Annotated in this window: 9 protein-coding genes; all 9 read left to right on the forward strand. The window is 38.9% G+C overall.

Going from position 1 to position 12,998, the window contains the following annotated elements; genetic code table 11:
* The first annotated feature begins 259 nt into the window (after nt 1-259).
* The 9 genes from VB654_RS04040 (at nt 260) to VB654_RS04080 (ending at nt 12,990) form a co-directional block, all read left to right on the forward strand.
* Entirely contained in the window at nt 260-1,348 is a 1,089-nt protein-coding gene (locus VB654_RS04040) for a glycosyltransferase (RefSeq protein ID WP_323212175.1), read from the forward strand.
* Between the two features lie 243 nt (nt 1,349-1,591).
* Entirely contained in the window at nt 1,592-3,838 is a 2,247-nt protein-coding gene (locus VB654_RS04045; RefSeq protein WP_323212176.1) for a polysaccharide biosynthesis tyrosine autokinase, read from the forward strand.
* A gap of 735 nt (nt 3,839-4,573) precedes the next feature.
* A complete protein-coding gene (gene hepC, locus VB654_RS04050) occupies nt 4,574-5,317 on the forward strand; it encodes a heterocyst development glycosyltransferase HepC (protein WP_323212177.1) in 744 nt (247 codons plus the stop codon).
* A 158-nt stretch (nt 5,318-5,475) separates the two neighbouring features.
* Nucleotides 5,476-7,326 carry a heterocyst formation ABC transporter subunit HepA gene (gene hepA, locus VB654_RS04055; protein WP_323212178.1) on the forward strand — a complete coding sequence of 617 codons (1,851 nt, stop codon included), beginning with the start codon at nt 5,476-5,478 and terminating at the stop codon, nt 7,324-7,326.
* Nucleotides 7,327-7,435: 109 nt separating this feature from the next.
* On the forward strand, nt 7,436-8,275 hold the full coding sequence (locus VB654_RS04060) for a hypothetical protein (RefSeq protein WP_323212180.1): 840 nt from the start codon (nt 7,436-7,438) through the stop codon (nt 8,273-8,275).
* A 105-nt stretch (nt 8,276-8,380) separates the two neighbouring features.
* Nucleotides 8,381-9,544 (forward strand): glycosyltransferase family 4 protein, encoded by a 1,164-nt coding sequence (locus VB654_RS04065; RefSeq protein WP_323212181.1) that lies wholly within the window; start codon nt 8,381-8,383, stop codon nt 9,542-9,544.
* 329 nt (nt 9,545-9,873) lie between these two features.
* A complete protein-coding gene (locus VB654_RS04070) occupies nt 9,874-10,848 on the forward strand; it encodes a glycosyltransferase family 2 protein (protein ID WP_323212282.1) in 975 nt (324 codons plus the stop codon).
* Between the two features lie 86 nt (nt 10,849-10,934).
* Nucleotides 10,935-12,143, forward strand: a complete 1,209-nt coding sequence (locus VB654_RS04075) for a glycosyltransferase family 4 protein (protein ID WP_323212182.1) — start codon at nt 10,935-10,937, stop codon at nt 12,141-12,143.
* Nucleotides 12,061-12,990: a glycosyltransferase gene (locus tag VB654_RS04080; RefSeq protein ID WP_323212184.1), complete on the forward strand. Its 930-nt coding sequence runs from the start codon at nt 12,061-12,063 to the stop codon at nt 12,988-12,990. The genes VB654_RS04075 and VB654_RS04080 overlap by 83 nt, the downstream gene beginning before the upstream one ends.
* The last annotated feature ends 8 nt before the right edge of the window (nt 12,991-12,998 follow it).

The following is a 12,998-nucleotide window of genomic DNA, read 5'->3' on the forward strand; positions in this document are numbered from 1 at the left end:
GGTAAAACTCGTGCATCTTTTTACATTGTTTGGGCTTGAACGCAGGGTTATATCGTGTCCGGTGAAAGACTTATCATAAAAGCCGTAGAGGAAAAAAGAATTTTCCAGTTTTTGCACAGATGCGGCCATGATAACTCATTAGACGGACATGATATTAAAGATATGAGCATGGGCATTGATAACTCTGAAAACTAAAGTTGTTAAATACAACTTGCTGGAAACTTTTCCAACAAACTGAGAAATAAATTTAGATAAAACTATGAAAATTGCTCTAGTTCATGATTACTTAACCCAACGCGGTGGAGCAGAGCGTGTATTTGAATTACTGTGTAAGCGTTATCCCCAAGCAGATGTTTTTACCTCTTTATACAATCCGCAAAAAACTATTGATATGGGTGAGCGTATTGTCCAAACTACTTTTCTACAAAAAATTCCTGGTGCAGCCAAGTATTTTAGATTGATGGCTCCTTTGTATTTTCCTGCTTTTCGGGCATTGGATCTACAAGATTACGATTTGATTATTAGTAGTAGTACTAGTTTTGCCAAAGCAGTACGCAAACGTCAAGGTGCAAAGCATATTTGTTTTTGTCATAATGTTACCCGTTTTTTGTGGGATACCGAAACTTATTTAAGGGAATATGGAGACTATCGATATTTTACACCGTTAATTGAACAAGTTTTTCAATTGATGAGAAATGTAGACCTGAAATATGCTCAGGAACCGGATTTATACATTGCTAACTCTAGTGTAGTTGCCCGTCGTATTCAAAAAATTTACAACAAACAAGCAATTGTGATTAACTATCCAATTGATACAAATAATTTTCTCTTTTCAGATATAAAAGATGAATACTATCTAGCCTCGGCACGGATGATCAGCTATAAGCGGCTAGATATCATCATCGAAGCATTTAATTGGCTAGGTTGGCAATTATTAATCTCAGGTGATGGGCCAGAAGAAGCACGTCTCAAAGCCAAGGCTCTAGATAATATTAAATTTTTAGGACACGTCAGTGATGCTCAACGCAAAGACTTATTTTCTAAAGCCAAGTCTGTGATAGTTGCCGCTTTAGAAGATTATGGACTAGTTCCGGTTGAGGCTAATGCTAGTGGTACGCCAGTAATTGCTTACGGAGCAGGTGGAGTATTAGATACACAGATCCACGGGAAAACAGGGGTATTTTTTAAGAGACAAACACCCGAATCAATCCAATCTGCATTATTAGAGTCCGGAGAAATCACTTGGAATTATGAAAGTATTCGTAAGCATGCAGTGAACAATTTTTCTGAACCAGTATTTTTCGGCAAAGTCGAGCAACTTATTGCACAAACTTGTAGTATGAATTAATCATTCTTGAGGTTTTTTATAAAAATTATCAAAAAGAAGGTGATCCTGATAAACTAAGCAATTAAAATAGGAGTCTGATTTTTGGAACCACGAATTAGAATTACTTAAAGCCTATGGCTCGTAATCTATGAGTATAGCTGCGCTGAAAGCGTAGCCACAGGGCAATTACGAATTGGTGTATTTAACTCTATCCCTACGGGGATATTAGCTATGCGTAGCGTCTCGCAGACAAGGATAATAAACATGAATCAAGCTAGTCTTAGTCCCGGTATAAATCAGGTTAATAATTCTAATACAGAGCCAAGTTACGGACAGCTGTTTAAAATATTTATTCGCAGATTTCCTTGGTTTTTAGCCGTATTTATTACTTCCATTACAATGGCGGCTGTAGTAACTTCTAGGACAAAACCCACCTACAGAAGCTCAATGCAACTGCTTGTAGAACCTAACTATCAAGGGAGGCGAGAAGGTGCTGGGGCGGACAGCCAATTCATCGAACCTGATATTCAGATAGATACAGCTACCCAGCTGAATCTCATGCAAAGTTCAGGACTCATTCAACAGGCAGTTAATAAACTTCAACCTGTTTACCCTGATATTACTGTCAACGAAATTAAAGAATCTTTAATCCTGAATCAACTCAGGACGCAAGAAGACAATGTAGCTACAAAAATTTTCCAAGTAGACTATACTGCCCAAGATCCAGAAAAGACACAAAATGTTTTGGAGGCGATTCGGCAAGTTTACGTAGAATACAATAAACAGCAGCAGGATTCGCGTTTACAAAAAGGCTTACAAGTTGTTAGGGAACAGTTAAGTAAAGCCAGCGAGGAAGTGAATGCCTCGGAGACTAACCTACAAAGATTTCGCAGAAACCAAAATTTAATCGATCCGGAATCACAAGCTAAAGCGCTAGAAGATTCTTTAAACACTATTGAACAAGAGCGTCGTACTACCCGTTCTGAGTATCAAGAGGCTGTAGCCCGCCAAAAATCTTTGCAAGAACAACTGAAACGTTCTCCGCAAAATGCTCTGGTTGCTTCTCGTCTGAGCCAGTCTACTCGCTACCAAGGCTTACTCAACGAAATTCAAAAAACCGAACTGGCATTAGCTCAAGAACGTTTGCGCTTTACGGATGAAACTCCCAATGTGCAGCAATTTCAAGAACAACTGGAAAGCCAGAAGAGGTTATTGCAACAAGAGGTTGGCAGAACTTTAGGCGTGCAATCTAATGGTGTATTTTCTTCCCAAGTGCCGCTTTTAGAACAAGGACAATTTGGCGAAATTGATCTGAGTTTGGCTAGTCAGTTAGTGGAGACGCAAACGACTATAGTTGCTTTAAGCGCCCGCGATCAAACTTTGGCGGAGAAAGAAAATCAGTTGCGGTTGGAAATTAAACGCTTTCCGCCTCTGTTGGCTTATTACAATCGCATTATGCCACAGTTACAATTTAGCCGTGAAAGGTTAGAAGAGCTATTGCGAGCCGAACAGAAGTTGCGCCAAGAACTTGCCAAGGGTGGGTTTAATTGGGAAGTTGTGGAAGAGCCACGATTAGGTATGCACTTAGGCCCCAATCTCCGGCAGAATCTCTTGTTGGGTGGAGTTGTTGGCTTGATGTTAGGAGGTATTGCTACCTTTATTCGGGAAGCTTCTGATGATGCTGTGCATACAACTGCTGAATTGGAAAAGCAGGTTTCTTTGCCGTTGTTGGGAACTACTCCCAAATTACCAAAGACCAAGAACAAAGAATCAATTATCAAGTTGCCTTTTGGTAAGCCAGAAGTTTTAGCCCCTTGGACAATTCAGGTGTTACAGTCCTCACCACGCTGGGAATCACTGGATTTAATCTTCAAAAATATTGAACTTTTAAATTCTGTTGCTAACTTGAAGTCCCTGATGATTACCTCGGCTTTACGCGATGAGAGTAAGTCAGCTTTGGCATTGGGTTTAGCGATGAGTGCGGCTCGTTTACACAAACGGGTGTTACTGATTGATGCCAACTTACGAGAGCCTAGTCTCCACGAACAGCTCAATCTTCCTAATGAGCAAGGGCTATCTACTCTCTTGGCTAGTGATGTCACTATCCCTGACCAAATTGGTGTTCCAAGTTTAGGTTCAGCTTACATCGATATTTTGACAGCCGGGCCGATACCTACTGACCCAGCACATCTTTTGAGTTCACCACGCATGATGCAGTTAATGGCAGCATTTGAGGATAATTATGATTTGGTACTCATAGATGCTCCTCCGGTTCTGGGTTTAGTGGATGCTATGCTCACAGCTTCATCTTGTCGTAGTGTAGTGTTGGCAGCAAGTATGAGTAAAGTGACTCGCAGCCAATTAGCTCAAGCTACCGCCATGTTGAGCAAGTTGAACTTGATTGGGGTGGTGGCAAATGGAGTTTCTAATGCTGGTAGTACTTATGTACAGTATCCCCAGCCGTCTGAGTCGTCTCAATTTGCACTCCAACAAGCAATAGAAGAAAAATAGTGCATATTTTGGGGAGGGGGGAGAGGCGCGATTTATCGCGTTCATGGGCATAGGAAACTTCTACTTGTATCTGTGTGCAAATTTACCAATTGAAAGGTTTTTTATTATGTGCGATCGCACCGTTTGGTATGGGATCGCACATATCTTTTTTTTGTTTTTTATTTTGGCAGTGCTGCTATTTTAAATATCAATTTTTAATTGCATTACTATTACTTCAACCTAAGTATATTTATAGCAGCTTTATAATAAAGTAGAAAAATCACTGAGAGTTTAAAGAGTAAATAAAGAATCCATCCCAGCATATAGCTATTTCCTCAAAGTCTTATATCCTAGACATTAAAGCCCCTTCTCCACTTGTCCAACTGAGCCAAAAAAATAGGTGGTTGTAACTAAACGTAGATATAAAGTAATAGTGCATATGAGGGACGGGTAAATTTTCCTCTGCACTTCCCATCAGTCCTAGCTATCAGAGAGAAACCCACGCCACGTTTTTAAATCAGCTTTCCTAATATGTTTACTGTTACTTATCTGCTGAGGATCTTGATTATTTGTGCATCTTTACATCAGCATAATTTACCAAAACTTGGACTTGTCTACAGTGCCAGTTTGCAAAGCATATTTGTACCCATAATTACCTACATCTTTTGGGGGCAAAACAAAATTATGTTCGGAGTATTTGGCTTTGATAACCTTTGCTATTAACTCAAAATTCACTTTTATAGTTCCAAAGACATTATGACAACTTCATTAGTTCCTGCACTTCAGAATTCCTATAGTGAGACTCAAGCACACAAAAATAATCACTTTTCATCCTGTACCCTCCAATGGCGGCGAGGTCAATTATTAGTTAAATCTGCTAGTAACACTCAAAAAATTCATCTACCTTCTTTACATGACGAAGAATTATTAGTCAGATGCTTAGAAAAAACTCTAGTAAATGTGGTGAGTATAGATCCAAATGTTGGTGAATATGATCTCAAACTTTGGGTTGAAGCCTGTGAACAAGCGGGTAAACCAATATTTCTCCGCCTACCCTCTAGCAATAAACAGTTTAAACAAGTTAGCCGTTGGCAAAAACTAATTGACTGGATTGCCGCTTTATTTTTGCTAGTAATAATGAGTCCAATTATGCTGGGATTATTTGTCATTTTACAGATTGAATCACCAGGATCAGCCTTTAGCAGTGAGTGGCAGGTTGGGGAACGAGGTAAAATCTTTCGGGCCATCAAGTTTTGTACAACCTCAAATCTCAATATTACGCCTCTAGTCCATTTGATGCGGAAATACGATTTAGACCATCTACCACAGTTGTGGAACGTGCTACGGGGTGAAATGACTTTGATGGGATCTCGTACTTGCACTTTAGAAAATGCTGTGCGAATCACCTTGGCGGGACAACAGCAAATGAATCAACTATCAAAGATCAAGGATGCATGGGAAGAGTCAAGTCTGTTGCATTTGGATAGCCAAACACTGTGATTTATTCCTGAACTAAATTCAATTGCTTAGGTGCGTGAGGACAAGTGCCATAGCGCACCTTAACAAAAGATTAGTGCTTTTTACCTTACTTAAGACCACAGGGTTATTGAGCATCTATATGAATTATCTAAGTGTTCACATTTTTATTAAGAAATACCATGTATATCCCAGCTTTTCAAATAGTAGCTAATCATTTCAAAAATACGAAATTTTGGCAAAGCAATTATTTAATATTACGAGAATTTAAAAATTTCCGCAAAGTTGCTATTCTTGCTTTAGTTTTTTCCTTTCTTGCTGCAACTTTTGAAGGTTTTAGCATTGGGTTTTTATTATCATTTTTGCAAAATCTAACTACCCCTGATGCTGAACCAATTCAAATTGGAATTTCCTGGTTTGATACCTGGATTTTAGCTACTAATGCGTCAGCAATTAATAGACTATATCGGATTTCCTTACTAATTTTATTAAGTACGTGGATACGTGCTGGTTTTAATTATTTGGCACAGGTATATACAGAAATATCTCAATTATTTCTAGCTGACCGCTTGCGGAAAAAGATTTTTGAGCAGTTGCAAGGTTTACCTTTAAGTTACTTTGCTAAAACTCGGTCTGGTGAACTAATTAACACTATTACCACTGAAATTGAAAGAATGAGACAGTGGTTTAGTGGAGCAGCATTTTTAATGACTAGAGGCATTACTGTTTTTGTCTATTTTGTGTCGATGTGTTTATTATCATGGCAGCTTACCATTATTTCTTTTTTACTATTTGCTTTAGTGGGAGTAGGATTATCAACCCTCAATGCCCGTGCCAGAGAAACCAGCTTTAGCACTTCTATTGCTAATGGAAATTTTACCTCAATCGCTATTGAATTGATTAATGCTATTCGGACAGTTCAGGCATTTTCTACTCAAGAGTTTGAGCGTCAGCGTTTCTATAAGGCTAGTGATCAATTAGTTAGCACTTCCACTAAAGTTGTATTAACTTGGGCGCTGGTTAGACCCTTAGCTGAGGCTGTAGCTAGTACGATTCTCATTGGCATGATTATTTTTGCATTTACTGTTTTTGTTGTTAATGGCAGTTTACAAGTTGCTTCTTTATTGACGTTTTTCTTTGTTCTCTTTAGAGTTGTGCCAATTGTGCAAGATATTAATGGCACTAGAGCGCATCTCAGTACCCTCCAAGGAGCAGCAGATAATATTAAAGAACTGATCAGGAGTGACAACAAAACCTATTTACAAAATGGCTATGTCAAATTTAATGGGCTACAGCATTCAATTGATATAGTTTCTGTTGACTTTGGCTATGATGCTAATACTTTAGTGCTAAATAATATTACCCTAAGTATTGAAAAGGGTAAAACTACAGCGTTAGTTGGTGGAACTGGTGCTGGTAAAAGTACATTAATTGATTTAATTCCTCGATTTTATGATCCCACGGAAGGAGATGTACTGATTGATGGCATGAATATCCGCAAATTTGACATTAACTCTTTACGCCAAAAAATCGCTGTTGTTAGTCAGGATACATTTATTTTCAATACTTCTGTGGGGAATAATATTTCCTACGGTACAGAAGGGGCGACGGAAGCTGAAATTCGCAGAGTTGCTGGACTAGCGAATGCACTGGAATTTATTGATGAAATGCCTGAAGGGTTGCATACACAATTAGGAGATCGGGGTGTGCGATTATCTGGGGGACAACGCCAGCGAATTGCGATCGCGCGGGCTTTGTTGCGTGACCCAGAAATTCTGATTTTAGACGAAGCCACCAGCGCCCTAGATTCCATGACTGAACGCTTGATTCAGGAATCTATCGAAAAGCTATCTGTAGGTAGAACAGTGATTGCGATCGCTCACCGTCTTTCAACTATCGCCCAAGCCGATAAAGTCGTGGTTTTAGAACAAGGACGCATTGTGGAACAAGGTAATTATCAAGAATTACTAGGACTTAAAGGCAAGCTATGGGAATATCATAAGACTCAATATGAAATGGGTCAAACTGGATAAATCTTGATAATTCATTCCCGGAAAATTACTGTAATTTTCCGGAATTAATGCTTCTAGTTTGCAAACTTAATTGAAGTCAATAATTGGGCTTTTTAATGAGGTTAGGTAAATGGTAAATATTGGCTATCATGCTGCTCGTATCCAAGGAAAATTTAACCGACAGCGCTATAAATCAAAAATTTCTCAAACAGTTAAAAGTAGCATTAAAACAACTCAAAATGTCCCTCTTAGCGTCTATTCTTTGTCTTGTGAGCGCGACTTAGCAGAACAAGTGGCAAGTATTCGCTCATTTATTAGTAATGTCGGTATCCCTAAAACATTTACTGTTATTTCTGATGGTAGCTACACTAATTTGAGTTGTCAGTTACTGTGCAGCATTCACCCCTGTGTTGAGGTCATACCTATCCACAAATTTATCAAAACAGATTTGCCCCAATGTGTATCTGATTATGCTCAAGTGCATCCAATGGGTAAAAAATTATCAGCATTGATGTCAATTCTTATTGATGGTGCAACTATATATACAGACTCAGATATTTTATTCTTCCCAGGGGGAATTGACTTAGTTGAATTAGCTAATTTAGATAGTCAAGTCTGTCATTATTTACCAGATTGCTCAAATTCACTGGATAGCAGAATCCTTTATGAAGATATGGAGAAAATAAACCCTGTAAATGCGGGATTTATTTTATTTAAGCATGAATTGGATTGGAGTTTTGCAATTAAACGCTTGGCTAATTTAGTGGGAACACCAAGCTATTTTACTGAACAAACAATTGTGCATCTGACAATTCATCATAATCGTGGGGTTCCATTATGCTCACAAAAATATGTCATGAATGTGAATGATCAATTTATCTATCCAGATAAATTTGCTAGTAAAAAAATTGCTGTACGTCATTATGTTAGTGATATTAGACATAAATTTTGGATGAGTAGAAAATACTGAGGTCAGAAAGCGTAAATAATTTTGCAAGTCTTACAAAATCAAGCGCTATTTAGCAATTTTTATCTAGGAAAATCCAAACTTTAGCGACAAATCAACAAGTTATATATGATTCATACATTGGTTGATAAAAAAATGATTTATCATTGCTCCCGTGCTGATATCAAAGGGGGTGGTGGTATTGAAACTTATTTAGCATCTTTAGTAAATTCTCAAATGACTGGGGTGAGCGATCGCACTATATCTTGTCTCAAAAGTATAGACCAGCAACAGCCCCAATTGCTGCACATTCACGACCCAGATATGTTGCTGGATTTACAGGAAGAATGCCCGGCAATATTTACTCTACACAATCACTGTAGCTATTGTCCTAGTGGCACAAAATATTTAGCCAAGCGGGGAAAAGTTTGCGATCGCATGATGAGTCCTCTGGGATGTGTTTGGGGACATTTAGTAGATGGCTGTGGTAGTCGCCGGCCGCAAAGAATTTTTCAGAATTGGCAAAATGCTCATCAGCCTCTAGAAACCCTGAAAAAACTGCAAATTCCTGTAATTGCTAATAGTGATTATGTGCGTCAGGAAATTATTAATAGTGGTTTAGCATCTGAACGAGTAATAACACTGCGCTGCGGTGTTAAAGCACCCAAAAACCCCACCGCACCGCTAAATTGGGCAACTCATCAAAGTCAGCGCATTTTGTTCGTTGGTCGGATAGTTCCCGATAAAGGGGTGGAATGGCTGATTAAAGCTTTAGCGCAAACTAACCAACGCATTCATTTAGACATCGCCGGTGATGGTTGGAGTAAGCCCAGCATGGAAAAATTAGCACGTCAAATGGGGTTAAGCGATCGCATTACTTGGCATGGTTGGTGTAATGGTGAAAAACTAGAATCACTTTATCAACAGTGCATTGCTGTAGTGTTTCCCAGTCTGTGGCCAGAACCTGCTGGTTTGGTAACTCTCGAAGCCTACACTCACTATCGACCAATTATTGCTAGTGCAGTCGGTGGTATTCCTGAACACGTCCGAGATGGTGAAACAGGAATTTTAGTTCCACCTAACAACATCAAACAGTTAGCAGCTGCCATTAACGAACTCGCAGCAAATTATCCCAAAAGCCGACTGATGGGTGAAACTGGTCAGGCTTGGTATCAGCAAGAATTTACTATTGATATCCACGTCCAACGACTAGCACAAATTTATGCTAAAACCATCGCCGAATTTGAAACTAGAACTCAGACAAATCAGATATTAAATTATTGTCCAATCTGAGAAAAATTGGCTGTAAATTGAGGTTTTCTTAAATATGAATACCTCAATCCAAAATTTATATAGGACTCCTATTTGAATTTTGATAGCTTGCGTGGCGTAAGCCATACAAAACGACCTATTCCTTGATTCCTTCTTCCCTGTTCCCTGTTCCCTGTTCCCTGTTCCCTACCTCTACGAGTAAATATGGCTACGCCACGCTACGCGAACATAAACCAAACCGGATTCCTATAGTACACCTAAGTATTTAATCATACAAATAATAGATAAAATCTATTTCCATCGGAATATTTAATTACAAAATCTCACAAATTAAACTAGTGTCACCAACTATGCAACATTCTCAACCTTTGGTTAGTGTAGTGATTCCGACTTATAACCGACCAGAGTATCTCCAGCAGGCGATCGCGAGTGCAGTTAACCAAACTTATAAAAATATTGAAATTATTATTTCGGATAACTGTAGTCCAGAAAGTCCCCAAAAACTTGTAGAATCTTTTGCAGATCCACGCATTCGCTTTTGGCGACAACCGCAAAATCTGGGCATGATTGCCAACCAGATGTACGCCTTCAAAATGGCACGTGGTAAATATCTTGCTAGTCTCCATGATGATGATATGTGGAATCAAGATTTTTTAGATAAACTTGTACCACATTTAGAAGCCAATTCTAATTTAATTCTGGCTTTTTGTGATCAATATATTATTGATGCAGAGAGTAAAATTAACAATACTAAAACAGAGGTAAATACACGTAGTTACAAACGAAATAAACTTGCCCCAGGAGTTCATCAACCATTCTCTAAAATTGGGTTAATAGATAAAAGTATCGCCACTGCTGCTGCTTGTCTAATTCGGAATAATTTAATTGATTGGGATAGTATTCCCGCAGAAGTTGGCGGTATGTGGGATTTATATTTAACCTACCTCTGCTGTATATCTGGTTATGGTGCTTACTATCATCCAGAAAAACTCACATTATATCGAGACCACGAACAAACTGATACTAAGCTGAGTGGTAGTAAAAATGTGCAGGCTAAAATCCGCAAAGCTAAAAGTGAATTGTTCTGCTACAAAATATTTATAGAAGACCATCGTATACAGGAATTCAAAACCTACTTTCAAAAAAAATGGTTAGAATCTCATACAACTTTAGGTATTGGCTTACTGCGGAATCAACAAACAGAATTAGCACGTTCTTACTTATGGCAAGCATTAAGACAGCAAAAATTTAATTTCCGCACCATAGTAGCATTGACTCTCAGCTTTATCCCGAAAATATTAGCTAATCCAGAAATATCAAAATAAAACTAGATTAGTCAATTAAAATTTTAGTCCTTATAACACTTTTTGGTAATGCTTTTTCTGATTTTTTCAACTTTCAAGCTAAATAAATGAAAATTTGCATTGTTACCCATACCGTACAAAAAGGCGATGGTCAGGGTAGAGTTAACTATGAAGTTGCCCAAGAAGCAATTCGTCGCGGTTATCACCTGACATTATTAGCCAGTCATGTAGCTTTAGAACTCCAAAAAAATCCCCAGGTCAACTGGATTCCTATATCTATTAAAGGATGGCCTACCGAATTTATTCGCAACTTGATATTTTCCAGCAAAAGCACAAAATGGTTGCAAAAACATCGCTCAGAAATTGACATAGTAAAAGTAAATGGGGCGATTACTAATGCACCTGGATCTGTGAATGCAGTACATTTTGTGCATAATTCTTGGATGAAATTTACCTCTAGTAAAAATCAACCAAAGTCACAGAATTTTGTATATAATTTGTATCAGTGGCTATACACAACTTTAAATGCACGTTGGGAAAAACAGGCTTTTCGTAAAGCGCAAATAGTAGTGGCCGTTTCTGATAAAGTTGCCCAAGATTTATTAGAAATAGGTGTACCGCCAGAATCAATCGAAGTAATTTTAAACGGCGTTAATTTGCAAGAGTTTTCCCCAGGAGTTAGCGATCGCCAAAAATGGCAACTACCTGAAAGCGTACCCCTAGCACTATTTGCAGGTGACATCAGACTTTCTCGTAAAAACTTAGATACAGTCTTACAAGCCTTAGTCAAAGTTCCTGAATTACATTTAGCGGTAGCGGGAAATACTGAAGGAAGTCCCTATCTTCAGTTAACAAAATCACTGGGTTTGAGTCAGCGCGTACATTTTTTGGGACAAAGGTCTGATGTGCCAGAACTGATGAAAGCTGTAGATTTCTTGGTTTTTCCCTCACGTTATGAACCCTTTGGCTTAGTAGTGATTGAAGCAATGGCTTCTGGTTTACCCGTAATTACAGCTACTTCCACCGGTGCAGCAGACTTGGTAACACCAGAATCGGGGATAGTTTTGTCAGACTCAGATGATCCGGAAGCTTTGACACAAGCAATGCAGTTACTAACAAGCGATCGCACCTTGCGCCAACAGATGGGGAAAGCGGCGCGTTTAGTCGCAGAACAACATAGTTGGACGAACATGGCACAAACTTATCTGGATCTATTTGAGGAGTTAATTAATCATGAGAAATACAGTTCTCATCCCCACTTATCGCCGTCCTCTGGATCTATCACGTTGCCTTTTGGCACTCCAAGCCCAAACTAAACCTGTTGATCAATTAATATTAGTGGTTCGGGATACGGATACAGAAACTTGGGAATTCCTCGCTGAATTTAATTCCCAAAATTTACCACTGCAAACTGTAACGGTGACACAATCGGGAGTAGTCGCGGCACTTAACGCCGGATTAGCCGCAGTAGTAGGAGACATTTTTTCTATTACTGATGATGATGCTGCACCTCATCCTGATTGGTTAGAAAAAATCAATGCTCACTTTCTTAGTGATAGTAGTATTGGTGGTGTTGGTGGTCGTGATTGGGTACACTACGGCGACAAAATCGAAGACGGTGAACAGCCGATAGTTGGTAAGCTGCAATGGTGCGGGCGAGTCATTGGAAATCATCATTTAGGAGTAGGAGAACCCCGTGAAGTTGATGTTCTCAAAGGCGTAAATATGAGTTTTCGGACTCAAGCAATCGGACAATTAAAATTTGATCACCGAATGCGTGGAACAGGAGCGCAAGTTCATTTTGAAATGGCATTTACTCTCACTTTAAAACGGGCTGGCTGGAAAATGATTTATGATCCAAGTGTGGCAGTAGATCATTATCCCGCCCAACGTTTTGATGAAGATCAACGCCACAATTTTAATGAAGTTGCTTTTATTAATTTAGTCCATAATGAGACTTTGGTTTTATTAGAACATTTGCCGCGATCGCGCCATGTTGTATTTTGGCTTTGGGCAGTCTTAGTGGGAACAAGAGAAAGTTTAGGTTTAATACAATGGCTACGACTTTTGCCGAGTCAAGGTCAAATTGCTGGACGAAAATTAATAGGGTCTTGGCGTGGACGTTGGCAAGCACGGAAACAATTCGTAATTCGTAATTCGTAATTCGTAAT

The organism is Nodularia sp. UHCC 0506, from assembly GCF_034931045.1.
In the GTDB taxonomy this organism is placed as follows: Bacteria; Cyanobacteriota; Cyanobacteriia; order Cyanobacteriales; family Nostocaceae; genus Nodularia.